Source organism: Mesorhizobium sp. LNHC221B00, assembly GCF_000502935.1.
Classification (GTDB): Bacteria; Pseudomonadota; Alphaproteobacteria; order Rhizobiales; family Rhizobiaceae; genus Mesorhizobium; species Mesorhizobium opportunistum.
Map to the genome: position 1 here is coordinate 25,771 of NZ_AYWR01000029.1, position 24,619 is coordinate 50,389.

Sequence of the window (24,619 nt, forward strand, 5' to 3'; positions counted from 1 at the left end):
GCCTCCTTCGTGCAAGCCCAGCCCGCTAGCCCAGCTCGATTGCAATGTCGGCCGGGCCGGACGATATCGCAATGCAACAAAGTTATCGCAATGCAACATGGCCAGAAAAAGGAGGCCAGCGCCACAGGGCAGCGGAGCGGCAAAGGCGTACGGCGGCGGACGAGCACCAATGCCCGACAGTCACAAAAACAGCCCCGCGAACGGGGCTGTTTGCCTGTTAAGGCGACCGGCGGGTTACTTGCTGCCGCCGTTCTGCTTCACGCTGCTGCAGAATTCAGGATGGGTGTTGGTGGGGTTGGCGTTCTTGGCCTCGTCGGCGCAGGCCGTCATCATCGCGGTCTGGTCTTCCGGCGTCAGGGCCTTCCAGGCTTTGACGAAGTCGTCGTTGCTGCGCAGCGTCTTCATGCTGGAGTCGGTGTAGAAGGGCTGCATCTTGGCCGGGTCGTCGAGAGCGGACGTGCCGGTATTGCCTGCGGCAAGAGCCGAGCCAGCGACCATAGAAAGCGTCATCGCGCCAAAACAGATCATCTTGATGTTCATGGTAGGATCCTTCCCTGTTGCCTTATGACCGCATAAGCAACGGTCAGGCCCGGAACGGGGTCGGGATAGGGAAAGTTCCGATGACACGCCGGAAGCGGTGGGGATTTATCGAAATATATTTTTGGAAACCTTTCGACGATTTTTTCGTTCTTTTGCAAGTGATCGCCGTGGCACCAGCGCGCGGGATGTTGTCGCCTGACGCAAGGTAGTCACCGGTCCAAGTCTAGGATGCTTCGACCTTCTTCCGCGGTTGAGCCAGCGTGCGCGCGGCATCCGCTCCCGCCGCTAGAATGCGGTCCGACAATTCCGTTCCTTCCACCGCGCGAGACAATTGAAGGGCGCCGATGAGCGAGGCGAAGACGCCCAGCGCCGCACCTTCCGGATCACGGATGCCCGGCGGCAGGTCCTTCGCCAACTGGCGCACCAGGGTCAGCAGCCTTTCGGTGTAGAAAGCGCGTGTCTCCGGCGGCTGACGCGCGATTTCCGGCAGCAGCGCGGCGGAGGCACAGCCGGTCTGCGGATGATCGCGGTGCTCGGGCGACAGATACATCGCCAGGGCCAGTTCCAGGCCACCAGAGGCAAGCACATCCTGCAATTGCTGCGACTGAGCCTCCAGGGCCGAGGCCACGCTCTCGCGTACGAGGTCGGCCTTGGACTGGAAGTGCGGATAAAAGGCGCCGTTCGTCATCCCGGCGTCGCTCATGATGCTGGCCAAGCCGGAGGCGGCGATGCCGTCGCCTCGGAAGCGGTGGGAAGCGACCTCCATGATCCGGCTCCGTGATGCATCCTTCCGGCCTTTGTCATAGCGCATGATCGTTCCTTCCCGTTTTCCTATTGCATTATGATCATAATGTGATATTACGATCATAATTCAATTGCCGATCACAGGCAAGACCTCTTACGTTTGGAGCCTTTAGAATGAATCGGAATTCGGGAAAGACCGCTGTTGTGACCGGCGCCTCCTCAGGAATTGGCCGTGCCAGCGCCGAGATTTTGGCACGCGCCGGCTTCACTGTCTTCGGCACCAGCCGCAAGGCGTCCAGCCAGAGGTCGAACGGGATATCGATGCTGGTTTGCGACGTGACCGACGACGCGTCTGTCGCGTCCCTGGTCTCAACTGTCCTCGGCAAGACCGGCCGTATAGATCTCTTGGTCAACAATGCCGGCGTCGGGCTGCTGGGAGGCGCGGAAGAATCCTCGGTCGCGCAGTCGCAGGCCCTGTTCGACGTCAACCTGTTCGGCGTCATGCGCATGACCCACGCGGTGCTGCCGTCGATGCGCCGGCTGGGCGAAGGGCGCATCATCAATATCGGCTCGATCCTGGGACTGGTCCCGGCACCGTATTCGGCCCATTATTCAGCCGTCAAGCACGCGCTCGAAGGCTATTCGGAATCGCTCGACCATGAGGTTCGCGCCTTCAACATACGCGTTTCGGTCATCGAACCTGCATTCGTGCGCACCGTGTTCGACCAGAACGGATTCGAGCCCGATTCCGTCCTGCAGGACTATGATGAGGCGCGCGCAGGGTTCGAGGCATTGCTTCGCGACGTGATGCCCAAGGCGGATCCGCCGGACGTCGTGGCGAAGGTGGTTCTCCGGGCCGCGACCGACAGGCATCCACGGCGGCGCTACACCGCCGGCCAGGCAGCGCGACAGGTCAGCATGCTGCGCCGGTTCGCGCCGGCCGCGATGTTCGACAAAATCCTGCGCAAGCAATTTCGCCTGCCTGTCTGAACGAAGCGAGCGACTTAACGCATAGGCGATATGCAAATCCGGTCTGTTTAGTGCCGGCCATCGAAATCATTTTAGAAAGAAAACATGATGAAAGCCTCTGTTGTCGACAAGTATCAAAAGAAGGGTGCCCTGCGGCTCGCCGAAATGCCGGAGCCCGAGTTGCGGGACAATGATGTCCTGGTCGAAATTCACGCCGCCGGTATAAACCTTCTCGATTCCAAGCTCCGGGATGGTGAGTTCAAGCTGATTTTGCCCTATCGCCCGCCCTTCGTCCTGGGCCATGACGTGGCCGGGATCGTCGTTCGGGTCGGATCGAAAGTCCGCAAATTCAAGCCCGGTGACGAGGTCTATGCGCGGCCACGCGACGGCCGGATCGGCGCGTTTGCCGAATTTATCGCGATGGATGAAGCCGACGTGGCGCTGAAGCCCAAAAACCTCAGCATGGAAGAAGCCGCCTCGATTCCGCTCGTGGGCCTGACCGCTTGGCAGGTTCTGGTCGAAACAGCCGGGCTGAAGAAAGGCCAGAAGGTGTTTATCCAGGCCGGTTCCGGTGGCGTGGGAACCTTCGCCATCCAGCTGGCGAAGCATCTCGGTGCGATCGTCGCGACGACGGCGAGCGCGGCGAGTACAGATCTGGTGAAAGGCCTCGGAGCCGATATCGTCATCGACTACAAGAAAGACGATTTCGAGAACGTCCTGCAAGGCTACGACGTCGTCCTGAACAGCCAGGACGCCAAGACGCTCGAAAAATCCCTGCATGTGCTGAAGCCGGGCGGCAAACTCATCTCCATTTCCGGTCCGCCGGATCCCGGATTTGCAGCCAAGCAGGGCTTGAACATGGTTCTGAAGCTGGTCCTGCGCCTGCTGAGCCGCGGTATACGCAGCAAGGCCAGGCGCGCGGGTGTCGGGTATTCGTTCCTGTTCATGCGGGCGCAGGGCGATCAGCTGGGTAAAATCACGTCGCTCATCGAATCCGGCATCATACGGCCCGTCATGGACCGGACTTTTCCGTTCGAGAACACCAACGAGGCATTGGCCTATGTCGAAACCGGGCGAGCCAAGGGCAAGGTCGTCGTCAAGATCAGATAAAGAGAGCGTTCGGCGAACCGCTCTGCCTCCTTGTCTTTGCGCAGTTGCGGGCACGAAAGCGTTGCTTCAGCCGGCCGGCGCGGTCTCGATCTCCTGGAGATAAAACGTCTTGCTCGGCTGCAGATGGTCGACGCAGAGCTGCGCCAGCACCCAATTGTCCCGGCGCTTCATCGCCTCGATCATCATCCAGTGGTGTTTTCGCGAGACGTCCAGCTTTTCCCTGTCGGCCAGCGAATTGGCTCGCACCGGCAGGCTAAGGCGCATGTAGTGCTCGATCGAAGAGACGAGATAGGCGTTGCCGCAGGCCGAGAGCATGGTGAGGTGGAAGCGGTCATTGGCCTCGTGGATGCCGCGCAGATAGCCGTTATCGATATGGCCGCCATAGATATCGTGGATCTCCATCAGCTCCGCGATCAGCGCATCGCTGGCCGGCAAGCGGATCATCAGCGCGGCCTGGCGCTGCAGCATTTCGCGCACCTCGTAGATCTGCCGCACCTCGTCGGGTGAAAGCCGGCGCACCATGGCGCCCTTGTTGCGCTCACGCGTGACGATGCCGAGTTTTTCCAGCTGGTAAAGCGCCTGGCGGATGGTGTGGCGAGACACAGGGAAACGGGCGAGCAGCACGTCCTCGACCAGCCGCTCGCCCGGCGCCAGCCGGCCGAAGATGATGTCCTCCTCCAGCGCATGCACTGTATCGGCTTCCTTGCCGCCATAGTCGAAGGCGTTGAGCATCGCGAACCCTTGTGTTCTCATTGGCCCAGGCCAACCTCTCATTGGCCAGCAATGCTACTCTAGCGCTCACGCACAAGGCTTACCACAAGCTGGTCGACGCCCGGGTCATCGAGGCTGACAACTCTGGACATCTGCAGCGCCTGCCTCAGGCTGATCCTGCCAACCTGCTGGCGCATGATGACCGGTACGCAGACCGGGCCCACCGCGGTCAGAATGAAGGCGTTGCCGACCAGGACCGGTTCAGAGAAGGGCGCCCACTGGACGGCGACGATCGACGGTTCGCCGGTTTGGCGGCGGTTGATGCCGGCGAAGTAGATCCAGTTCAGGCGCGAGATCGCCACGCCATAGTGCCAGCCCGGCGCCCGCGCTCCGTCCTGGCGATGGCCTTCGGCCCACCGGGTCACGCGCCTGAAGGTCACCAGCTCGGCCTCGCGCCGCACGAAGGTGACCGACCGCATCAGAAGGTCGGGACGGTCGGGAACCGAAAAATAGGTGAAGTAGGTGCCGCCGGCGATGGCGGGAGAAGGGCCTTGCACCATGTTCTCGTAGAGCTTCTGGTGGAGCGGCGGCAGGGCAGGGTGTCCGGGCGCTGCAACGTCCGGCGCCCGGTACAGTTCATCCTCCTCGATGCGGAAATAGTCGCAGATCAGTCGCGCCGTGGCCCGATTGGGCACGCTCTTGCCTTGCAGGTAGCGCTCGAACTGCGAGCGGTTCATGTTCAATCCGCGGCACACGGCGGCGATCGACGCATGGCCGCTGACCAAGCGTCTGAGATTCGCGGCAAGATTCTTGCGGATTGGCACGACACCGCCCCGACAGACGTCCGAACCATTATTCAGTAAGTGCTTATATTCCGCCAATCTCGCACAGGATCGTGCTGCCGCGAATGGGACCTTCGACCAATACCGCACGACGGGCGGGCCAATACGAAAAGGCCCGCCACCGACGCGACTCGTGGCGGGCCTTCTGGAGTAGACCGGGCTCGCCTTCGCCCGGCTGTTTTAAGAAACCGCGCAGCGGGACGATCGTTCCATCAGAAGAAGCCCGCTACTTTGGGGGAAGTGGGCTTTCTCCATTCTGGCCAGGGCCAGGTCTTCGATGTGCCAAGTCTTCGATGTGCCAAGTCTTCGATTCAGTGCGGGCATACCGAGATCGGACAGGCGACCGCGGTGACCGCCGACAGCCTGTCGCGCTTCACCAGAAGCGGCTTCTGGTAGGTCTTTTTCATTTGAATCCCCCATGCCCCGATGCGCCTGACGTAAGCCCCCGCGTCCGGTTGTTGTCAAGTTGCCTCTAAAATAAAGAGACGCCCGCCAGGCGAAGCCTGGCGGGGTGTTGATTGGAGGAGTGACGGATCGAATGGGAGACGATCCGACTGAAAAACGCAAAGGCCGGATAAAGGTTCCAACGATCCGGGCCGCGCGCGCAGGTCAGTCTCCGCACTGGGAGATCGGACAGACAAGCGCCGTCACCGAGGACAGTTTTTGGCGCTTCAGAAGCGTCGGCTTTGCATAGCTTTTCTTCATTTTGTTCCCCTTTGCCCAAGTTTACCAGCTGGACTTGACGCTCAGGAAAGGGCCGATGTCAAAACGTTTCGTCTCCTGCAGCCCCGCACTCGTCGGAATTTCAGTTCTTGCTGATGCTAAAATCACGCACAGCAGCCGCAAAGCCGGTGGTCGTGGCCGTGATCTCGTTCTCGTCGGTCTGCTTGCCGCGTCTCGGCCTAGTTCCTGTCCGCCGGCTTCGAGCGCATCCTCGACACGGTCTCGCGCTCGGCGCGCTTGGAGCGCAGCGGCGGCAGGCCGCGGTCGATCAGGTCCATGTCCTCCAGCACCATGTCGCCCATGCGCTTGAAGGCGATGTCGAGCGCGCCGGCGCGGTGGGCGGAGCGCAGGAAGCCGGGGATGGCGCGGACGGGATGATCCTGCGCCAGTGGTTCCTCGGGGAAGACATCGCTGGCGGCGACGATGTGGCCGCTCTTGACCGCCGCCATCAGCGCTGGGAAGTCGACCACGCCGGCGCGGCTCAGCAGGATGAAGGCGGCGCCCTTGCGCATGCTGGCGAAGGCCTGGCTGCCCAGAAAGCCCTGGTTCTCGGAGGTCACCGAGGCGACGACGAAGACGAAGTCGCTCTGCGACAGCACGTCGTCGAGCGAGGCCGGCTCGACGCCGTTGTCGATCAGGATCGACGGCGGCAGCCAGGGATCGAACACTTTGGTGCGGGTACGAAATCCCGAGAGCAGGCGGTTCAGCGCGCGGCCGAGATCGCCGAAGCCGATGATGCCGACATCGGCGCCTGAAAGCAGCCGCGCCGTCAGGTTGCCGTCGCCGCCCCATAGCTCCTTGCCCTGTCGGAAGGCGAGGTCGGCATCGACGATGTTGCGGGCAAGGTTGAGCGCCATGGCAAGGCCAAGCTCGGCTACCGGCTCGGCGAAGACGAGACCGGTGGTGACGACATGGATGCCGCGGGCAAACAGCGTCTCGTAGGGCATGTTGTTGATGAGGTTGGTCTCGACATTGAAGACGCAGCGCAGCGCCTTCATCTGCGCCAATGTTTCTTCCGAGATCGGCGGCTGGCCGATGATGTAGCGTGCCCCGGCCAAAACATCGGCCGGCAGTTTGGCGACACCGTCGGCGGTCGTCTCGACGACGCGGTAGTTCGCCTTGAGACGTGCCAACTGCGGTGGCGTGAAGATCAGCTCGAGCGTGCGTGGTTCCGGCGCGCTGATGACCAGCGGCAAATCCTTGCTTGACATGACGATTCCTCCCGGCGCGATCCTCGTCGCGTTCTCGGCGAGCAAAATACCGCCAGTGAAACGATTTACAACCACGAAAAATCGATTTACTTATTTCGGCAGCAGGTAAATGCGGGGCCTGCCCTCGGAGGAGGAGCAATGGCGCACAAGCAGGCCCAGCAGCGGCGTCCGTCGATCCACGACGTGGCAAGCCGCGCCGGCGTGTCCGCGGCCACCGTTTCCAAGGTCATGGCCGGCGTCACCACGGTGAAGCCGGAAAATGCGCAGCGTGTCTTCGATGCCGTCGAACAATTGGGCTACCGCGTCGATCCGCTGGCCTCCGACATGCGCCGGGCCAAGCGCCGCATCATCGGCGCCATCATGCCTGAATTCGAAAGCGAATTCTTCGGCCAGATGCTCACCCAACTCGAAAGCCTGGCAGAGCAGCGTGGCTACACGCTGGTGGCGGCGTCGAGCCGCGAATCCGAGGCGCGCGAAACGGAAATTCTCGCCCGCATGCATGACTGGCGGGTCGCCGGCGTCGTGCTGGCGCCGGTGCGCAACGAGCATGGCCCGGCAGCTGCGTTCATGAAGGCCAATGGCATGACCGGCGTGCTGATCGACCGTGTGCTCTCCGACGACGCCTTCGATACGGTCTCCGCCGACAGTGCCGCGGCCAGTGCCGAGGTGGCGCGCGACCTTCTCGGCAAGGGTCATCGTCACATATTGGTGGTCGGCCTCGGCGAACAGGCGGCGACGGTGCGCGCGCGCCTCGACGGCTTTCGCGCCACGGCGCTCGGACTGGCGCCGGATGTGCGCATCGATGTCGTGCTCGCCGAGACGGACGTCGAACCGCTGCGGGCACAATTGCGCGACTATTTTGCAAAAGGCGAGCGCCCGACGGCCGTATACTCGCTGTTCCTCAAGGGCACGCTGGTTGCGCTGTCCGAATTCCGCCGCCGTGGCTGGCATTGCCCCAACGACATTTCGCTGATCGGCTTCGACGACGCCGAATGGATGCAGGTGACATGGCCGGCCATCGCCGCCGTCGTGCAGCCGGTGCGCCAGATCGCCGGCCATGCGATGGATGCGCTGTTCGCCCGGATCGAAGGCAAGGAGGGGCCGCCGACGGCGCGGCTCGAGCCTTGCCGGGTCTTGATGCGGGAATCCGTTGGCAACGTCCCGCGTTCCGGGTGAGGCTGAGATGAACGTTTTTGGACTGCACACATTTGCCATTGCGCCGGTCTGGGACCTGGACCTGATCGAGCCGCAGATGGAGCGGCTGAAGAGGCTCGGCATCGGCCTTTTGGAAATCCCGCTGCTGCGCCCTGAAGAGATCGACACTCTGCGCACGCGCGCCTTTGCCGAACGGTGGAATGTCGAGCTTATTCCTTCGCTTGGCCTGCCTGCTTCACTCGACGTGGTGGCGCGGCCTGACGAGGCGCTGGCCTTCCTCGAACCGGCCTTTGGCGTCTGCGAGGCGGTGGGCAGCGGAGCCCTTGGCGGCGTCACCTACGGCACGATCGGCAAGACCACGGGCCGCGCGCCGACGGCTGGCGAAATCGACGGCATGTGCCGCTTCCTGGTGCGCGCGGCCAAGGCCGCCAAGGGGCATGGGCTGAAGCTCGGCATCGAGCCCTGCAACCGTTACGAGACGCATCTGATCAACCGCGGCATCGACGCGGCGCGGATTATCGAGCGCGTCGGCGCCGACAACATCTTCATCCATCTCGACACCTATCACATGCATATCGAGGAGGAGAGTTTCGAGGCCGGCTTCCGCGCGGCGGCGCCCTATCTCGGCTATGTCCATGTCTCGGAAGCCAATCGAGGCGTGCCGGGGCGCGGCATGCTCAACTGGGCGGCCTGCATGAAGGCCATATCAGAGATCGGCTACAGCGGCGCCATCACGCTCGAAAGCATGAACAATGTCGATGTCGACATTGCCGGCGGGCTCGCCGTGTGGCGGCCGGTGGCGGAAAATCCCGACGATGTGATTGGCGTGGGGCTGCCGTTCCTACGCGAGGAAGCGAGGAAGGCTGGGCTGCAGTTGGGGTGAGGACACCGATCGAAGCTGTGAGAGTCGTCCTTGCACAATTGACACAGCGCCGCGAAGCGGTTCTTCTGGTGCAGCATTCAACGCGGAGGGCACCATCCGGTGAAGAAATACGAGAAGCCAAGCTGGCAGAAGCGGGAAAGGCTTTCGGCCGTGTCGGCCGCGCCGGCGACGTCACCCGGTTCGAAGCCGCCGCCCTGAGCGGCCTGGCGCATTGGCCTTTCGAAATGCGAGGCGCGATCGGTCGATCGCGCCTTTTGCTTTTGGTGATGGCGTGACGCATCCTGAGACACCAAGGGCTTCCTTTTCCACAGGGACGGGAGAAGGAAAGACACCTCGCTGCCTTCCACGGCGAGACAGGAATCCCTCACGCCATGCCGGGCTGCGGCCGCGATCCCAGATGGCGCACCTTGCGGCCGATGATCATCAACTGGCGCGCGGTGTTGTTGCGCAGGCGCCGGACACGCCATTCCAGCCCGGTTTCGGTGGTGATCCGCTTGGCGTAGAAGCTCACACGCATGCCTTTCTCATCGGAAGTCACTTTCACCGGGTCGTCATAGAAGGCGTCGATCTTGTCAGCCGCCATGCCTGGTGTTTCCAGCCAGCGTGGAATGTGAACCGAGTGAAGCTGATCGACATCGATCATCACCCGCCCGATGCCGACGCCCGGCGTCGGGCATGTCGTGCAGAATGCGTCGCCGATGAAGACGACCCCGTCGCGGCGGTGGCCTTGCGTCGTGGTCAGATTGACCTGCCTGACCTCGACGGGGCTTGCTACTTCGAAGTTGCCGCACTGCGCCGAAATCTCGGGCATCAGTTCGCGTAGCATCTTCTGCGGATCGGCGCGAAAGTCCCTTGTCCATTGTTCGGCGACGGTGCGGTAGACGAACATGTTCGCCCGCATCTTGTTGCCGATCGGAAAGATGGTGAGGTAGGCGACACGGTCCTCGGCCCGCCTGCCGTAGCAGGTAAGTGCCTGATAGGTGCAATCACGCGGCGAGATGGCGAGGTCGAATCCCATCGAGAGCGAGTGGGCCTTGGATTCTTCGATGCGCTCGACGCCTATGGCGCGCCGCACCGCTTCGCTGTAGCCGGTGGCCACTACCAGCAGGCGGGCATTGATGACGGAGCCGTCGGCCAGCACAAGCCGCTGCCGGTCCGGTCCGGTCGAGACCTCGGTTACCTTGCCGACCGTCAATGGCACTTGGGGCGGCAAGGCATCACGCAGGCCGTTGATCAGCGAGCCATAGGAAAATGCGTATTCCCACTTCTTTTCACGTGCGAAGAATTGGCCGAGCCGGAAGACATAAAGATCGGAAAACGGGGTGACGAGCGGCATGACGGTCTTGTCGAGGCCGAGCTTCTCGAACAGCTGCATCTGATCCGCGCCGATCTTCTCGGCCCGGAACTCATCGTGATGAACGCGGTGCGGATCGATCAGCGCCACCTTGCGTCCGGCTTTTCCCAACAGCGTTGCCAGGCTGGTGCCGGCCATTCCGGCGCCTACGATCGCCACGTCGACTTCGGCCGCGCCAGCCTTAGCGATCGTCATTTCATTGCCCTTTCCGCTGGTCATCTTCCGTCTCCACAATCTGTGGTGGGAATATCTTCCCGAGCCAAATCAACCTCAAGCAACCACCGCGAGCGGCTGGTAGTAACCAATGTTCAGGTTAATGACCGCCGCCTCTTTGTTTCCAGCGCGGCGCGATCGCCGAGCCATCGATGAATTCCAGGCCGCCCGCCTCGTTGAGCGTGTGCAACTTGCGGCCACTCCATAGCGCACCAGGGGTTAAGATCGTCTCGACAACCTGCTCCATGCCGGTCAAATCGAGGTGAGCGATGCGTGCGATACCAAGGGCCGCGCCATAACTCCTGCGGCAGTCCTGCACAGGACGCAGCAGGTCGTTGCCGCGTTTGACCATGCGGCCCGCCGGGCGCGCCGAGGCGATGTCGATCAGCACCGGGTTCTTGGGGTGCGGTGTCCACGGCCCGCGAAAGTCGGGCGCCGACCACAGATGCAGCGCGTCGGAGAACGCGCCGCCGCCATCTCGGACGGTGGCGAACAGCCACCAGCGCCCGCCATGCTCGACCAGGGTGGCATCGCTGGCCACGATGTCGGACAGCAGCGTCGCTTCCTTGACCCATCCGCCGGGGAAGGCGGTGGCGCGGTAGAGATCGACCGTGCGGTTGGCGCAGCTTTCCGGCACCATCCAGACCTCGCCGTCGCGCTCGAAGATGAAGGGGTAGGATAGGTGGTAAGGCAGGTCGAGCACGGGCTCCGGTCGGCCAACCGGGCCTGACGGGCCGAACGGCACGGCGGAGATGATGGCCTTGCCGAGACGATGGATATAGTCCTCGACGAAAAGGGTCACCTTTCCCTGGTAGAGGATCGGGAACGGATCGGCGTAGAAGCGGCTGCCGTCGTCGGGCAACACTTGCCAGCCGGTTGCCGGATGTGCGCGCAGGTCGAACAAATCCCGCCCGCCGGTCTCGCGCCAACCGACCTTCCAGTGCGGGGCGTTGTAGCAGAGGTGGTAGATTTTCTGGACGATGCGCCGCGCCAGCGCCTTGCCCGCCCTGACACCGAGCTTGGTGGTAGAGGGTATTTGCGGCGGGACGCCAGCCTGCGCTGGCTCGGGCAGGACGGGTAGGGCGACATGCGCCGCGCCGGTCATTGTTGCGACGATCAGGCTTGCCGTGCGTGCCAGCATATCCTGGAAGGTGGCCAGTGCGATGCCGCCATATTCGGTGCCCAGACGTCCTTCGGCGATAGTGGTGTCATTCTCCTCGATGCGGGCAAGCGGCGTGCGTCCGTCGAGGATCAGCGCCAGCAAGGCTGCTTCGCCGCAAGCGCCGTCATAGGTTACGCGCCAGACGCGGGCTGCTTCCAGCTTCGCGTCGCCACAAAGGTCGATCACCAGGTCCGGTGACGCGGAGGGCTGCGTCGCCTGGTAGGGCGCGAGCGCCGACAGCGGCAAGCGTTTGGCCAGCCCGTTGGCGGGCAGGCCATGAATGGCCGTCTCAAGCTGAAACAGCGCCGCGGCGCTGCCCGGAATGCCGCTTTCGGCCGGCCTGACGTCGACGGAAACCTGCGCCAGCGCCGCCAGGCGCTCCAGCAGGTTCAGGTGAAAGGCACGCAGGCCCTCGCTGTCCAAGCGCAGGCTCACCTGCATGTTGTCGCACCCTTAGCATTCTGACGTTCGGTATCTGGCTGGTCGAAAATTGGGCATTGGAAATTGCCGGACGGGCGGGGTCGGGTGAAAATCTGGCCCATTTCCATTCGCTTCCCGCTCGCCCGCGCCGTGTCAACACACCCGTGCCTTTACTACGCAAACTTCGTGCCAAAAATCTTAAGACTTCCCAATATAATTAACAGTGTTTTAACAGTTCGAGGAATAGCTAGAACCACGCCGCAATTTGATCTTTGCAGGCAGATGGAGTGTTGTCGGAGCGACCCTTGCAATCATCCCTGCTCTCGATGCCGCAACAACACCCTCCCGAGGTGATGCAATACGCTCCGGAGGCAGTGCCGGCGCCGTCTTACGCACCCTCGACCGTCGAACTTGGTGACGTGAAGCGCATATTGGTGCGCCGCCGTTTCCTGATCTTGGCGACCGCCGCGCTGTTGACCCTCGTGACGCTGCTCTATGGGTTGTTTACGCCAGCGCTCTATAGCTCGGTGGCGGAAATCATCATCGATCCGCAAGACCTGCAGGTGGTCAACAACGACGTCAATCCGAGCCGGGTTCCGCCCGATGGCGGCATCACGATCGTGGAAAGCCAGGTCAGCGTCGTCCAGTCGACGGGCGTGTTGCTCAGGGCGATCCAGGCGACCAACCTGACCGAGGATCCCGAATTCAACGGGCAGGGCGGGTTACTGAGCCGTTTGCTCGGCGGCTTGCTAGGTTCAGGATCGGCCGAAACCGACAAGACGGGGAAGACGCTCGATGCGCTGCACCGGGTGCTGGCGGTGAAGCGGGCCGACAAGGTGCTGGTCCTCGACGTGATCGTCACGGCCAAGAGCGCCGACAAGGCGGCAAAGCTCGCCAATGCCATCGCGCAGGCCTACCTGGCCGATCAGGCCGCCGCGCGCGCGAAGATGGCCACGGATGCTTCCGATTCCATCGGCGCGCGGCTGGAGGAACAACGCAAGCGCGTCCAGAAGGCGGAGAATGCCGTCGAGGCCTACAAGTCCGCCAACAACATGGTGATGGCGGCGGGCAATCTGGTCAGCGACCAGGAACTGACCGAGATCAATACGCAGCTTTCGGCGGCACAGAGCCGCACCGCGACGCTGAAGGCGCAGGTCGACCAGCTGCGCAGGTCCGGCGGTGCGCCGGAGGCGACCTCCGAGGCCATGCGTTCCTCGGTGATTTCGAGCCTGCGGACGCAGGAGGCAACGCTTGTCGACCAGGTTTCGCAGCTCGGCACGGAACTCGGGCCGCGCCACCCTTCAATGATCGCGGCGCAGCAGCAGCTGCGCGATACGCGTGCGCTCATCGCGCGTGAACTCGGCCGCATCAGCGCCGCCGCCGAAACCGACTACGAGCGGGCGCTGGCCAACCAGCAGGCGCTCGAAGCCAAGGTCGCCGGCATGAAGAGCAAGTCGCTCGATACCGACCAGGCCTCGGTCAAGCTGCGCGAATTGCAGCGCGATCTCGAGGCGCTGCGCTCCGTCTACGCCACCTATCTGCAGCGGGCGCAGGAAACGCGCGAGCAGGTCAATGTCGACAGCACCAATGCGCGCATCATCTCCAAGGCCATGCCCGCCCTGAAGAAGAGCTGGCCGCCTCTCGCGCTGTTGCTTGTCGGCGCGATCTTCGGCGGTCTGGGCCTGGGCACCGGCCTGGCGCTGATCGCGGAATATTCCTCGCCGACGGTGCTTTCCAGCAATCAGATGCAATCGGCCATCGAAGCCCCCGTGCTGGGCGTGCTGCCGGCAAAGTCGGGCGGCCGCCGCTGGTGGCCTTTCGGCGGCTCGGCCGCACCGGCCAGCCAGAAGATGGATGCGGTCGCGGGGCTGGCGCTCCGGCGCATGTTCTCTTCCGGCCGGCGTCCGCCGAACTGGCCACTGGTGCCTTCGATCCTGGTGACGTCGCCGCCCGAGGACGCCGCGCAGCGCGGCAGGGTGGCGCGCCTGCTCGCCAATGCAGCCGCTGCCCGGGGCAGCCGTGTCCTGTTCATCGACGTCAATGCCGGCAGCCGCCAGAAGGACCCGCAACCCGGCCTGCTCGACGTGCTGCGCGGCGAATACGCCTTCGAGGCGCTGAGCCAATACAGGCCCGGCAGCAATGTCGCGGTGTTGGGCAGGGGCCGGCCGACCGCGGTCTTCCAGGAGGCGCAGGGCGCCTATTTCGCGCAGCACATGCTGGCCCAGGCGAGCCGCAGCTTCGAGCTCGTCGTCATCGATGGCGGTGCGCTGGCCGACAACCTCAACGCCTCGCCGCTGGTGTCCATGGTCGACGAGATCCTGCTCGTCGCCACACTGAATTCGACACCAATGCGCGATGTCACGGCAGCTACGCAGGCCATTTCGGTCATGGGACGGCTGCCGACAGGCGCGATGCTGGTCGACGAGGCGGCCTGACATGGCTGCCGTCCGGGCCACCAACCCGGCAGCCAGCTGGACAGAAGCTGGTCGAGCCGCCGCGCCCCGCGCCGGCAGCTCCGTCGACTTGGTGACCCGCTTCGGATTGGTCGCGACGGTGGCTTTGCTGTTCGCCGTCTCGGGCGGCATGCTATGGCTGGTGGGCTACAATTATGACGGCCTGATCGGCAATCCGGCGACCAAGATCCACCCGTCCACCTATGTATTGGTGCTGGCGTTTGTCTGGCGCTCATGCACGTTCGGCAATCCGGTCGGCTACACTATCCATGTCGCCGACAGGCGGCCGGCCAGTGCATTGCTGGCAGTCATTTCGATCTTTTTGCTGCTCATCGTCATCGTCAGGCAACGCCCCGGCATGGCCGGTATGATCGACACGTTCGTGACACCGGCGCTGCTGGTGATGATGCTGAGCGAGAACGACGAACGGACCTTCGCCCGGCTGCAGACGGTCGTCCATGCGGTCATGACGGCGAATGCACTGCTGGCGCTGTTCGAATTCGCGACCAAGACGCTGATCTTCCCCTACCGGCTCGACGGCGTGATGTTCGTCTCCGACCTGCGCTCGACCGCCCTTCAGGGGCATCCGCTGGCCAATGCCACGATCACCTCGATCTATGTGCTGGCGCTGCTTTCGGGCTCACGATCGCTGTCGATGCCGATGAGGCTCGGGCTGGTCGGGTTGCAATTCGCCGCGCTGGTCGCGTTCGGCGGGCGCTCGGCGATGGTGACGACGATTGTTCTCGGTGGCATCTATTTGCTTATCAGGGGCGTGGCTTACTTGCGGCGAGGACGCATCAGCCTGCCGGGCGCCGCCCTTGCGGTCATGCTCGCCTCGCTGCTGCCGGTCGTGTTCGCCATGCTGTTCTCCTACGGCTTCTTCGATGCACTGCTCGAGCGCTTCGTGTCGGACAGCGGCAGCGCCAATGCCCGCGTCGAAATGTTCGAGCTCTTCAAGCATCTGGAACTGCGCGACCTGATCGTCGGGCCCGATATCGATCTCCTCGAAAGCATGCGCCGCATCAGCGGCCTCGAGCAGGGCATCGAGAATCCGATCATCCGCCTGGTCCTCTACCAGGGCGCGTTCTTCACCTTGCTGATGCTGCTCGGCTTCACCCTGTTCATGCACGAGGTCGCGCGCCGCTGCCATCCCGGCATCTGGCTGCCGATGCTGGGTTGGCTGATCCTGCTCAACACCTCCGAGAGCTTGGCGTCCAAGACAACGCTCATGACCAAATTCGTGGCGATCGCGCTGGTGCTGTACAGGCCGGCGCGGGTTGCGGTGGGGCGGAGCGCACCGGGGTTGCGAAGGTAGCGCCCTACGGCGCCCCCCTCTGTCCTGCCGGACATCTCCCCCTCAAGTGGGGAGATCGGATGTTGCACCGGCTTTTGCCAATCGCCTATGTTGCAAGCAACGAGCCGGCGCCAAAACTGCCAATCTCCCCACTTGAGGGGGAGATGTCCGGCGGGACAGAGGGGGGCGCCAAGGAACTCAACCGTATTTAGAAAGACGCCTACTCCGGCATCCTCAATCCAAGCGCCTCCACCATCGCCGGGTCCAGAGCGCGGGTGGTGTCGTCCATCATGCCCATGCCATCGAAGAGGTCCCAGAAGGCCCAGGGGAAGCCGAACGACTCGGCACTCTGCCTGACATCGGCGATGTAGCGGGCGCGGTCGGGATTGGGCGCTGCTACATAACGCGCGTCGGTGCGCAGCGCGCCGAATTCGCCCAGGACGACACGGTCCGGTGCAATGCCATGGCTGTCGGCCCAGTCGCGCGCCTGGCTGAGATATTTGTCGATGAACCAGCGGTCGGGCCGGGCGTCGAAATAGACCTTCAGCACGCGCTCGGTTTCCGCGTAGGCGGCTTTCTTGTCCGCTTCAGAGGTCTCGGTATCCTTGGCCATGCGTGCCCTGACGGAGGCCAGCGTCGCGTCGAGCGAACCGGCTGAGGCCGGCCATGGCACATTGTTCAGCGCGCGGTAGACGGGCTCGCGCATCCACGGCGCGCCCTGGTGGCTGAACAGATAGGGCTCGTAAAAATGAAAGGTGAACAGGATCGGCTCGAAGGCAACCAGCGGTTCGGGATCGAGCGCAGTCAACCCGCTCACCATCGAGCCGCAGCCGCCGGTGACGACCATCGGCAAGGTCGCGGACGATGCCCTGGCCGCCGTCAGAAGGGCAAGCTGGACCTGCGACCAGACGTTGGAATCGCAGGATTGCGGCGGTTCGTTGACCGGCTCCAGCGCCACCATGCCCGGCGTGAACCGCTCCAGCCTGCCCGCAAGCTCGCCGACCAGCGCCCGATAGGCCGCGAATTCGGGCGCCGCGGTGCTGGAGACCATGCGGTCGGGGTTCCAGTAGTGGGTGGCGCCATTGGCCTGGACGTTGACGATGATGCCGAGACCGGCGTCGATTGTGGCGGTGACGGCCGCGTCGAGCATGTCCAGCAACTTGCCGCGCGTGGCGGCGTCGGCTGCCAGGAACGGGCCGGGATCGACGGGCAGGCGGATGAAATCGAGCCCGGTCTTGCGCAGCCGGCGAAGATCCTCTGGTGTCGGCACCGGCCGCTGCGATTGGAACGGCGGCCAGGCATAGTCGGTTCGCGGTGCCGGAAATTCACGCGTCAGCGCAAACCAGGGCCAGGCGTTGACGCCGCGGCGAAAGCGCCATTCGGCACGGGCGGCGAGGGCGGGCGTTGCCGACGGAAGCGGTGCCAGGGCCACTGCCGCCGGCGCCAGCGACAGCGCCGTCCTGAGAAGCCGCCGTCGGGACCAGCCCGTCATACCGCGCCGGCCGAGGGACGGTCGATCGCGACCCTCTCGGCAGCGGTTACGCCGAGAAGCCGGTAGGCTTCATTCTCGTAGGCGACCAGGACATCCTCCCAGCGGAAGGCTTCGCGGGCGCGGGTCCTCGCTGCCTCACCGCAGGCCTTGACCAGGACATCGTCCTCCAGCGCCTGCTGCATCCGCTCGGCGCAGCCCTGCGTATCCTTGAAGAAGATGGCGGCGGCACCCGCGGTCCACCTGTTGTACGGATTGTCGTGGGCGATCACCATGTTGCCGGCGGCCAGTGCCTCGACCAGCGAAGGGTTGGTGCCGCCGACCGTGTGGCCATGCAGGTAGGCGCGCGCGTGATACCGCAGCGCCTTCACCGTTGCCTGGTCGTAGATGGCGCCCGGCAGGACCACAGAGGCGTTCGCCGCCTTGCGGATGGCGACATGATAGGGGATTTCGTCGGAGAGCGTGCCCAGCACCACCAGCTTCATGTCGCGCTTTTGGCTGCAGAAGGCCTCGACGATCGGCAGGATGTTGTTGTCGGGCTCGATGCGCGCGATGGAGACCAGGTATTTGCCGGGCTCGAGGCCGAGCGCACGAACCGGCGCCTCCGGTGCCGCCGTCACCGGGTCGGCGCCATAGGCGATGGTGGTGATGGCACTGCGCGGCCGGCGCGTCGCCAGATGGTCTGCGATGACAGGATGGTCGGCGACCAGGCGGTGCGAGGCCCAGGCGCCGATCCACTCGTTGAGCCAGAACCATGTGCGTGCCGCCGGTCCCCATTTTGGGCGGCGCCATTCGATGCCGTCCATGTTGGTGATAATCTTGCGTCGCATCAGCCTGAGCCAGGTCAGGAAGACCGCGCCATTGTAACCGAGCACCAGGCATACGCCGGGCCGCCGGGCGGCGTCGAGCACGCATTGCCAATCGAACTCCAGCGTCGCGCGCGGTCCTTTCGACGCGACCTGTATGTGAATGAGTTCGATGCCGCGCCAGGTTTCGGTGCGCATCCTCCGGTCGACCCGCTCGACCTCCTCCTGGCAGTAGACGCCGACCTTCCAGCCGCGCCCGGCGAGGAAAAGCGCTAGCTTCTCGGCGAAGGTTTCAAAGCCGCCATGGGCCGCGGGGATGCCGCGGGTCCCCAGGATCAGGATGGAAGGCTTTTCCGATTTCATGGCTGTTGGCGCTTTCAGAGAGGTTCTTTATATTAGCAATTGCTGCATTAATAATTAGAGACCGGCAACTTCCGTGCCATCCCACAATCTTCGCGTTTGGGCAGGTGATCATCGCTCCGGGTTGTAAAAAAACAGTGTTGGACCGGTGATTGTTTCATTCTCGGTCAACCCTTCTGTGCGTAGCTGCATCGAAACGAGGCAGTGCAATGGTTGGTTGGCCGGCGGCCGGGCAGATCAAGCCAGGCATGATTTTTGCGTGGCGGTTTCTGCACGCCGTCAGTCAATGCGATGGTGCAGCACCTGGCGGATACAAAGATGCGGATTGCCTGCGTTCATCAGGGATATGAACTCTATGGTTCAGACCGCAGCTTCGCGGAGAGCGTCGCTGCGTTGCGCGCGGCGTTTCCGTCCGCCGACATCGAAGTCGTGCTGCCGCGCAGCGGCCCGATCGTAGGGATCCTCGAACCGCATGCCAGCCGCATCGTCTTCGAGCCGCTGTGGGTGCTGAGGCGCCAGGCCATCGCGCGCCTTGCCACTGTCGAGATGGCGCGACTGCCGATTGCCGTGCTGAGAGCATGGCGGCGGCTCAGGAATTGCGATCTCACCTACGTCAACACCTCGATCGTCGCCGATTACGCGTTGGCTGCTCGCTTCCTGCCCAGCAAGGCGGTGCTGCACATCCATGAAATTCCCGAAGGCGCCATGCGCCGGATCCTCGTCGGCCTGATGCACTGGAGCCATGCCGATCTCATCTTCAACTCGCGCGCAACCCGCGCCGCATTCGGTGAGCCCAAATCCGCGCGCTCGCATGTAGTCTATAACGGCGTTGCCGGCCCGCCGGCGGTTGAAGCGATGACCTATGACGGCAAGCGCCCGCTGCGGGTGCTGCTGCTTGGCCGCATCAACCGGATCAAGGGCCAGGAAGTGCTGCTCGAGGCGATCGCCTCGATGCCGGCGGAACTCAAGTCGAGGATCGAGGTGCGGCTGGTCGGCGGCGCCTTCGAAAGCGTCGAGCGCGAGCGCGCCTTGGCCGAACTGGTCGGCAGAATGGGCCTGACCGGGCGTGTCAGCGTCCTGCCTTTCATACCCGACCCTTCGGAGCACTACCGCTGGGCCGACATCGTCACGGTGCCGTCGCGACGCCCCGAATCGCTGGGCCGTGTCGCCATCGAGGCGATGGCCTATGGCCGGCCGCCGCTGGTGTCGGCGATCGGTGGACTGGTCGAGGTGGTCAGCGACGGCGAGACCGGCTGGCATGTGCCGCCGGGCGACGCAGCGGCGCTGTCGAGGAAATTGCAGGAGATCATCCTCACTCCCGAGGCCTGGCGCGGTTTTGTCGCCGCAGGCCGCGCGCGCTACGATGCGGTCTTCAGCGAACCGGTCGCGGCGGCCGCGATCGCAGCGATCGCCGCCGACAAGCTGAAGGCGACCATGGCAAGGCCGGGCAGGGCGGCAAGCAGCCGCCAGGCGGAGACACGATCGTGAGATTCCCGGGCCATCTGGTGCGGCGCCTCGTGCTGATGGTCGGCGGCGAAGCGATGCAGAGCGGCTTTCACTTTGCCCTCAACCTGACGCTGCTGCACATGCTGTCGGCACAAGGCTACGGCCTGTTCGCCATTGGCATGGTGATGGGAGGCGTCGGCCTGTCCTACATCAGATCGCTCACCGCCGTTCCCGCCTCGATCTGGATGAGCAAGAGCACCAACAGCGCCGGCGTCGACGCCCATGATGTCGCCTTCGGGACGGCGGCGGTGGTGGTGGCGCTGCTGATGGCCGTTGGCACCGCGATCCTGATGCGCGTCCTGGGCGATCCGAGCGGCATCGCCGCCGGCTGCTTTGTCGGCGCATGGTCGTTGCGCAGCCACATGCGCACGGCATTCTTCGCCCGTCGCCAGCAGGTGGTCGTCTCCATCAGCGACGCCGCCTTCACCATCGCCGGCACCGTCCTGACCGGGTTCACCATCTGGTTCGCCCAGGGCGCGCTGCAGACGGTGTTCTATGCTCTCGCCGCGGCGAATGTGTTTGGCATCGTCGTCCTGGTTCGGCTGGCGCGCCGCACGATCCGCATCAGCTTCCGCATGCCGACGCGGCGGCGCTATGCAAGGCTCTGGCCCCAACTGCGGTGGTCGGGTTTCAGCGCCACCACCACCAACATCCAAGGCCAATGCCTGGCGCTGTTGGTCGCCGGCATTGCCGGGCCTGCCGCCTATGCTCCGCTGGCGGCGGTGCTGGTGCTGTTTGCCCCGCTGCGCATCATCAGTCTTGCCTTCGTGAACATGACGCAGCCGGAGCTGGCGAAGCTGATGCGGAACAACGAAACGGCCCGTGTCTGGGCGCAGGCAAAAATCTGGTCGCTCGTCATGGGGCTCGGCGGCCTGGTCTATGGGTGCGCCATCATGGCGGTCTTGCCGATGATAAAATCCCAAGCCCTACAGGATGCCTCGGTGGGCTTCATCGGAGTGTTCGTGATCGCGAATTTTGTCCCGATCATGCTCTACATCATGCCCCGCATCGTGCTCGAGATCCTCGGCGATTTCCGCATCGTCGCGTTCATCACGACGGGCGGCGCGATCGTCGGGCTGGCGCTGATCGCGATCCTGCTGGCCATAGCCTCTCCACCTTGGTCGCTGGCGGGTTCCGCGATCTCGGAGATCTTCGTGCTCGTGGCATCATGGTATTTCGTGCGTCATCGCATGTGGAACATCGAGCACCCGGACCAGCAGCGCAACAGCCGGCCGGGCACGTGGCGGCGAGCGGTCCCGTTCGCCGCGGCAAAGCGGTAGGAGATGGATTTGACAGGCGAGGCAGTGCAAATTGCTGCGGTGGACGGCCTGCCCGGCGGGCAGGTCTCCCAACCTGCCGCTGTCCCTGCGAACGACGCCTACACGGCGCGATTGCACACAAGCCTCGAGGCGGTCAGGCCGCTCTGGCTGCGCTTCCAGGCGGATGGTGTCTGCACCGCCCACCAGCATTTTGCCTGGGTCGAGGGGATCGTGGCGCGGCTGATGCCGGCCGGCGCGGAGGCGCTCATCGTCGAAGTGAACAATGCGGTGACCGGCGCGCCCCTGATGCTGGTGCCGCTGATGCTGCGGCCAGCCTTCCGCCATCGGGTGATCGAGTGGCTGAGCTGCGGCGTCTGCGACTATTCGGCGCCGCTGCTGGCCGACGCGAGCGCGTGGACCGCACAATCCGCGCAGGCCGCGTGGGCGGCGGTGCGCTCCGTGCTGCCGCCGGCGGACCGCGTCCACATCACCGGAATTCCGCGGCGGATCGACGGCGTCGCCAATCCACTGGCCTTGCTCGCGGCCACGCGCGATTCCATGCAGACCACTTATGGGCTCGCCATCGACGGCGATCCGGAAACCGTCCTCAAGCGTCTGTGCAGGCCATCCTTCGTCAAGGAATTCGGCAAGGACTGGCGCCGGCTCGAACGGCTCGGCGGCCTGGAGTTTGTCGAGGCCGACACACCCGCCCTGGTCGAGCTCATCTTCGACGGTCTGGTCCGGATGCGGCTCAACCGCTTTCGCGAAATGGGCCGTTTCGACCTGCTGACGCAAGAGCCGGTTGTCGATTTCTATCGCAAAGCCGCCCTGCGGGGCCTGTCGGACGGATCGGTGCGGCTCTTCGGGCTGCGCGTTGGCGAGGCTCTGATCGCCGCTCAATATCTGGTCGTCCATCAAGGCACTGTTCACGCTTTGCTGATAGCGATAGACCAGAATGCGGTTCCCAACGTCTCACCTGGCCTTTTGATCATGGGCAGGCTGATAGGCTGGGCGCGCGAGCGGCGGTTCGATTATTTCGATCTGTCGGTCGGCAACCAGGGCTATAAGGGACATATGGGCGCCAAGGGTTCGGTGCTGGCCGAGCTTCGCCAGGGGGTTACGATGCGTGGCAGTGTCGCGGGCGCTGCTATCGAGTTCCGCAACCGGGCCGAGGCCTTCGTGCGCTCCAACCCAAGGCTGCTCAAGGCGGCCCAGGGACTGATGCGAGGCTTGCGGCGTTTGCGTGGGGGATCCAGCGAGCCGCAATGACAGGAGAAGCATGTGGCAAGCTACGCGATGCGAACGACTCCGACAGCGGATTTGCCCGATGGCTCGCCTTCTCCGACTGTCGCCGGTGCTGCTGCAACCCAGCGCTTTACGGCCCGGCTGCACACCAGCTTCGACACGGCAAGGCTGCTATGGCTGCTCGTTGAGGCGCATGGCCTGTGTACTGGCCACCAGAGCCTTGCCTGGGTGGACGGGATCGCCAAACGGCTGATGCCCAAAGGCGCCGACCTGCTCGTCGTCGAAGTCAATGACGCCGCCACCGGCGCGCCTGTCATGTTGCTGCCGCTGATGCGACGTCGGGCACTCGGCCACACTGTGATCGAATGGCTGAGCTGCGGCGTATGCGATTATTCGGCACCGCTGCTGGCGGATAAGAGACAATGGACCACGCAAAGTGCCGACGCAGCCTGGACCACTATCCGCTCGGTTCTGCCACCGGCGGACCGCATCCACATCGCGGGCATCCCGCAGCAGATCCACGGCGTCGCCAATCCGCTGGGGCTGCTTTCGGTGGCGCGCGACTCGATCCAGATCGCCTCGGGCCTCGTGCTGCACGGCGAACCGGAGACGCTGATCAAGCGCATCTGCAAATCGTCCTTCGCCAAGAATTTCCACAAGCATTGCCGCCGCTTCGAACAAATGGGCGGGCTCGTCCTAGTCGAGGCCGACACGCCGGCGCTGACGCAGGAACTCTTCGACAAGCTCCTCGAACTGCGGCTGAAACGGTTTCGCGAGCTCGGGCGTTTCGACCTCCTGACCCAGGCGCCGGTCGTCGACTTCTACCGCGACGCGGCCATGCGGGGCCTGACCGACGGATCGGTGCGGGTCTTCGGGCTGCGTGTCGGTCAAGACTATCTCGCCGTCATGTACGTGCTGATCATGAAGGGCACCATGCACGCCCTTCTGCTCGGGATCGATCAGGACGCGGTCGCCAACGCCGCGCCGGGCCTGACGATGATCGGCAAGCTGATGATGTGGGGACGTGCGCGAGGGCTCGACTATTTCGACCTGTCGGTCGGCGGCCAAGGCTACAAGCAGCATATCGGCGCGTCGAGTTCGGCGCTGGCCGAGCTGTGCATACCGATAACGCTGCGGGGCAGGGGCTCGACCGCCTATATCAGGCTGCGCGGGAAGACCGAGCTTTTCATTCGCTCCCGGCCAGGGCTGTTCAAGGCCGTGCAGGGCGCGATGCGCCGTTTGCGGCGGTTGAAGGACTGAAGCCAGTTTACAGCGGTTCGGTATCGAAAAGCAGCATTGTCATCAGGTCGTCATCGCCGGCGAATTTGCGCCGGTCCACCGCACAGGCCTTGCCGGTCTCGCTGGCAAAGGCGCTGCGGATAGCCTCCAGGCTGTCGAAATAAAGCGTCGCCACGATGTAGGGCACCTCACCCTGCAGGACATTCACGATCGGCCGCCGGCTGATCTCGTAGCGTTGCAGGCCGGGAAGCTGCTTGGCCAGCGGCACGTGGATGTCGAAATAATGCCGGTCGAAGGCAGCCGGATCGGCGGGGGTTTTGTAGATGACAAGCATGTTGGCCATTGTGGTGCTCCCATTGTCTGGCGTGATCGGCGCCGCGATGTTCATCGCCGCCGCACCAATGTCGTTCCAGGAGAACGGATTTCGACAGCGGTCTCATGTTTTGATTCAGGCCGAGGCCCAAACCTTTTCAAAAGCCTGGCAGAATTTGACTGAGGTGCGCGAAATTGACAGGACCGTGCGTCTCCGTCATCCTTGAGGCCAGTCGCCGGGCCGCGGGAGCGGCCGTGTTGTTTGTCAGGGCGACCGAGGGCAGCGTCATGTTCAGTCCCGTCTCCGGCCAGAATGCCAAGCGCGCCGCGGTGCGCAAGGCGCTCGATCGCCACAAGGTCTACATCACCGCGCAGAGCTTTTCAGACGGCGCCTACCAGGCGCGCGTGCTGGTCGACGGCGAGGCCTATTGGGTGGATGAGTTCCGGCTGAGCCAGCTGCAGCAAGGATTGACCCCGGCCGAGCTCGAGCTGACGCCGGTTGCTGACGATTGAGCGCGTGATCCCCACTCCTTCCGGAACGCTGGAGGGACAGCACCCCCCTCTGGCCTGCCGGCCATCTCCCCCGCAAGGGGGGAGATCGGCAGCTTCGAGCTTGGCG

At 63.9% G+C, this 24,619-nt stretch carries 23 protein-coding genes; 12 read left to right on the forward strand and 11 right to left on the reverse strand.

The window, feature by feature from the left end:
• Nucleotides 1-234: 234 nt before the first annotated feature.
• Together X741_RS140500 and X741_RS140495 are read right to left on the reverse strand one after the other, a co-directional pair.
• Nucleotides 235-540 carry a hypothetical protein gene (locus X741_RS140500; protein WP_023767165.1) on the reverse strand — a complete coding sequence of 102 codons (306 nt, stop codon included), beginning with the start codon at nt 538-540 and terminating at the stop codon, nt 235-237.
• Nucleotides 541-763: 223 nt separating this feature from the next.
• Nucleotides 764-1,351, reverse strand: coding sequence for a TetR/AcrR family transcriptional regulator (locus tag X741_RS140495; RefSeq protein WP_023780233.1), 588 nt, complete (start codon nt 1,349-1,351; stop codon nt 764-766).
• Nucleotides 1,352-1,458: 107 nt separating this feature from the next.
• Between X741_RS140495 and X741_RS140490 the strand changes: the two genes are divergently transcribed.
• Together X741_RS140490 and X741_RS140485 are read left to right on the forward strand one after the other, a co-directional pair.
• Nucleotides 1,459-2,274 (forward strand): oxidoreductase, encoded by an 816-nt coding sequence (locus X741_RS140490; RefSeq protein WP_023780234.1) that lies wholly within the window; start codon nt 1,459-1,461, stop codon nt 2,272-2,274.
• A gap of 87 nt (nt 2,275-2,361) precedes the next feature.
• Nucleotides 2,362-3,363 carry an NADP-dependent oxidoreductase gene (locus tag X741_RS140485; protein WP_031250559.1) on the forward strand — a complete coding sequence of 334 codons (1,002 nt, stop codon included), beginning with the start codon at nt 2,362-2,364 and terminating at the stop codon, nt 3,361-3,363.
• 66 nt (nt 3,364-3,429) lie between these two features.
• Here X741_RS140485 and X741_RS140480 read toward each other — a convergent pair whose 3' ends face one another.
• From X741_RS140480 to X741_RS140470, 3 genes are all read right to left on the reverse strand, one after another.
• A complete protein-coding gene (locus X741_RS140480; protein ID WP_023767173.1) occupies nt 3,430-4,095 on the reverse strand; it encodes a GntR family transcriptional regulator in 666 nt (221 codons plus the stop codon).
• Nucleotides 4,096-4,154: 59 nt separating this feature from the next.
• Entirely contained in the window at nt 4,155-4,898 is a 744-nt protein-coding gene (locus X741_RS140475) for a helix-turn-helix transcriptional regulator (RefSeq protein WP_023780236.1), read from the reverse strand.
• 920 nt (nt 4,899-5,818) lie between these two features.
• Nucleotides 5,819-6,850, reverse strand: a complete 1,032-nt coding sequence (locus X741_RS140470; RefSeq protein ID WP_031250560.1) for a hydroxyacid dehydrogenase — start codon at nt 6,848-6,850, stop codon at nt 5,819-5,821.
• Nucleotides 6,851-6,988: 138 nt separating this feature from the next.
• On the opposite strand from X741_RS140470, the gene X741_RS140465 reads away from it, so the two are divergent.
• Complete coding sequence (locus X741_RS140465) at nt 6,989-8,026, forward strand: LacI family DNA-binding transcriptional regulator (protein ID WP_023780238.1); 1,038 nt, start codon at nt 6,989-6,991, stop codon at nt 8,024-8,026.
• 7 nt (nt 8,027-8,033) lie between these two features.
• Nucleotides 8,034-8,888 (forward strand): sugar phosphate isomerase/epimerase family protein, encoded by an 855-nt coding sequence (locus X741_RS140460; protein ID WP_023780239.1) that lies wholly within the window; start codon nt 8,034-8,036, stop codon nt 8,886-8,888.
• Between the two features lie 77 nt (nt 8,889-8,965).
• On the opposite strand, the gene X741_RS1000000171590 is transcribed toward X741_RS140460, so the two are convergent.
• From X741_RS1000000171590 to X741_RS140445, 3 genes are all read right to left on the reverse strand, one after another.
• A complete protein-coding gene (locus tag X741_RS1000000171590) occupies nt 8,966-9,100 on the reverse strand; it encodes a hypothetical protein (RefSeq protein WP_280940356.1) in 135 nt (44 codons plus the stop codon).
• 152 nt (nt 9,101-9,252) lie between these two features.
• The gene (locus tag X741_RS140450) at nt 9,253-10,461 is read right to left on the reverse strand and encodes an NAD(P)/FAD-dependent oxidoreductase (RefSeq protein WP_023780241.1); all 1,209 of its coding nucleotides are present in this window, start codon (nt 10,459-10,461) and stop codon (nt 9,253-9,255) included.
• A gap of 94 nt (nt 10,462-10,555) precedes the next feature.
• Entirely contained in the window at nt 10,556-12,058 is a 1,503-nt protein-coding gene (locus X741_RS140445; protein WP_023780242.1) for a formyl transferase, read from the reverse strand.
• Nucleotides 12,059-12,342: 284 nt separating this feature from the next.
• Between X741_RS140445 and X741_RS140440 the strand changes: the two genes are divergently transcribed.
• Together X741_RS140440 and X741_RS140435 are read left to right on the forward strand one after the other, a co-directional pair.
• Nucleotides 12,343-14,472 (forward strand): Wzz/FepE/Etk N-terminal domain-containing protein, encoded by a 2,130-nt coding sequence (locus tag X741_RS140440; protein ID WP_031250561.1) that lies wholly within the window; start codon nt 12,343-12,345, stop codon nt 14,470-14,472.
• A 1-nt stretch (nt 14,473) separates the two neighbouring features.
• Nucleotides 14,474-15,805, forward strand: a complete 1,332-nt coding sequence (locus tag X741_RS140435; protein ID WP_023780244.1) for a VpsF family polysaccharide biosynthesis protein — start codon at nt 14,474-14,476, stop codon at nt 15,803-15,805.
• Nucleotides 15,806-16,004: 199 nt separating this feature from the next.
• On the opposite strand, the gene X741_RS140430 is transcribed toward X741_RS140435, so the two are convergent.
• On the reverse strand, nt 16,005-17,276 hold the full coding sequence (locus X741_RS140430) for a cellulase family glycosylhydrolase (RefSeq protein WP_023780245.1): 1,272 nt from the start codon (nt 17,274-17,276) through the stop codon (nt 16,005-16,007).
• Nucleotides 17,273-18,442: a DUF1972 domain-containing protein gene (locus tag X741_RS140425; RefSeq protein ID WP_023780246.1), complete on the reverse strand. Its 1,170-nt coding sequence runs from the start codon at nt 18,440-18,442 to the stop codon at nt 17,273-17,275. The genes X741_RS140430 and X741_RS140425 overlap by 4 nt, the downstream gene beginning before the upstream one ends.
• Before the next feature lie 315 nt (nt 18,443-18,757).
• Between X741_RS140425 and X741_RS140420 the strand changes: the two genes are divergently transcribed.
• Genes X741_RS140420 through X741_RS140405 form a run of 4 tightly spaced genes read left to right on the forward strand, consistent with a single transcriptional unit; the run spans nt 18,758 to nt 23,709 of the window.
• Nucleotides 18,758-19,927 (forward strand): glycosyltransferase family 4 protein, encoded by a 1,170-nt coding sequence (locus X741_RS140420; RefSeq protein ID WP_032928332.1) that lies wholly within the window; start codon nt 18,758-18,760, stop codon nt 19,925-19,927.
• Nucleotides 19,924-21,225 (forward strand): hypothetical protein, encoded by a 1,302-nt coding sequence (locus X741_RS140415; RefSeq protein ID WP_031250563.1) that lies wholly within the window; start codon nt 19,924-19,926, stop codon nt 21,223-21,225. Before X741_RS140420 ends, X741_RS140415 begins: the two co-directional genes overlap by 4 nt.
• 3 nt (nt 21,226-21,228) lie before the next feature.
• Nucleotides 21,229-22,473, forward strand: a complete 1,245-nt coding sequence (locus tag X741_RS140410; RefSeq protein WP_023780249.1) for a GNAT family N-acetyltransferase — start codon at nt 21,229-21,231, stop codon at nt 22,471-22,473.
• A gap of 12 nt (nt 22,474-22,485) precedes the next feature.
• On the forward strand, nt 22,486-23,709 hold the full coding sequence (locus X741_RS140405; protein WP_031250564.1) for a GNAT family N-acetyltransferase: 1,224 nt from the start codon (nt 22,486-22,488) through the stop codon (nt 23,707-23,709).
• 7 nt (nt 23,710-23,716) lie between these two features.
• Here X741_RS140405 and X741_RS140400 read toward each other — a convergent pair whose 3' ends face one another.
• Nucleotides 23,717-24,031, reverse strand: coding sequence for an EthD family reductase (locus tag X741_RS140400; protein ID WP_031250565.1), 315 nt, complete (start codon nt 24,029-24,031; stop codon nt 23,717-23,719).
• Between X741_RS140400 and X741_RS1000000170080 the strand changes: the two genes are divergently transcribed.
• On the forward strand, nt 24,021-24,227 hold the full coding sequence (locus X741_RS1000000170080) for a hypothetical protein (protein WP_156937953.1): 207 nt from the start codon (nt 24,021-24,023) through the stop codon (nt 24,225-24,227). The two genes, X741_RS140400 and X741_RS1000000170080, sit on opposite strands and share 11 nt — an antisense overlap.
• A 61-nt stretch (nt 24,228-24,288) precedes the next feature.
• A complete protein-coding gene (locus tag X741_RS140395; protein ID WP_031250567.1) occupies nt 24,289-24,513 on the forward strand; it encodes a hypothetical protein in 225 nt (74 codons plus the stop codon).
• The last annotated feature ends 106 nt before the right edge of the window (nt 24,514-24,619 follow it).

Excerpts from the sequence above, each read along its gene's own strand:
- X741_RS140500 (WP_023767165.1), bottom strand. The coding sequence starts at position 540 with ATGAACATCAAGATGATCTGTTTTGGCGCGATGACGCTTTCTATGGTC.
- X741_RS140495 (WP_023780233.1), bottom strand. The coding sequence starts at position 1,351 with ATGCGCTATGACAAAGGCCGGAAGGATGCATCACGGAGCCGGATCATG.
- X741_RS140490 (WP_023780234.1), top strand. The coding sequence starts at position 1,459 with ATGAATCGGAATTCGGGAAAGACCGCTGTTGTGACCGGCGCCTCCTCA.
- X741_RS140485 (WP_031250559.1), top strand. The coding sequence starts at position 2,362 with ATGAAAGCCTCTGTTGTCGACAAGTATCAAAAGAAGGGTGCCCTGCGG.
- X741_RS140480 (WP_023767173.1), bottom strand. The coding sequence starts at position 4,095 with ATGCTCAACGCCTTCGACTATGGCGGCAAGGAAGCCGATACAGTGCAT.
- X741_RS140470 (WP_031250560.1), bottom strand. The coding sequence starts at position 6,850 with ATGTCAAGCAAGGATTTGCCGCTGGTCATCAGCGCGCCGGAACCACGC.
- X741_RS140465 (WP_023780238.1), top strand. The coding sequence starts at position 6,989 with ATGGCGCACAAGCAGGCCCAGCAGCGGCGTCCGTCGATCCACGACGTG.
- X741_RS140460 (WP_023780239.1), top strand. The coding sequence starts at position 8,034 with ATGAACGTTTTTGGACTGCACACATTTGCCATTGCGCCGGTCTGGGAC.
- X741_RS1000000171590 (WP_280940356.1), bottom strand. The coding sequence starts at position 9,100 with ATGCGCCAGGCCGCTCAGGGCGGCGGCTTCGAACCGGGTGACGTCGCC.
- X741_RS140450 (WP_023780241.1), bottom strand. The coding sequence starts at position 10,461 with ATGACCAGCGGAAAGGGCAATGAAATGACGATCGCTAAGGCTGGCGCG.
- X741_RS140445 (WP_023780242.1), bottom strand. The coding sequence starts at position 12,058 with ATGCAGGTGAGCCTGCGCTTGGACAGCGAGGGCCTGCGTGCCTTTCAC.
- X741_RS140435 (WP_023780244.1), top strand. The coding sequence starts at position 14,474 with ATGGCTGCCGTCCGGGCCACCAACCCGGCAGCCAGCTGGACAGAAGCT.
- X741_RS140430 (WP_023780245.1), bottom strand. The coding sequence starts at position 17,276 with ATGACGGGCTGGTCCCGACGGCGGCTTCTCAGGACGGCGCTGTCGCTG.
- X741_RS140425 (WP_023780246.1), bottom strand. The coding sequence starts at position 18,442 with ATGAAATCGGAAAAGCCTTCCATCCTGATCCTGGGGACCCGCGGCATC.
- X741_RS140420 (WP_032928332.1), top strand. The coding sequence starts at position 18,758 with ATGCGGATTGCCTGCGTTCATCAGGGATATGAACTCTATGGTTCAGAC.
- X741_RS140410 (WP_023780249.1), top strand. The coding sequence starts at position 21,229 with ATGGATTTGACAGGCGAGGCAGTGCAAATTGCTGCGGTGGACGGCCTG.
- X741_RS1000000170080 (WP_156937953.1), top strand. The coding sequence starts at position 24,021 with ATGTTGGCCATTGTGGTGCTCCCATTGTCTGGCGTGATCGGCGCCGCG.
- X741_RS140400 (WP_031250565.1), bottom strand. The coding sequence starts at position 24,031 with ATGGCCAACATGCTTGTCATCTACAAAACCCCCGCCGATCCGGCTGCC.
- X741_RS140395 (WP_031250567.1), top strand. The coding sequence starts at position 24,289 with ATGTTCAGTCCCGTCTCCGGCCAGAATGCCAAGCGCGCCGCGGTGCGC.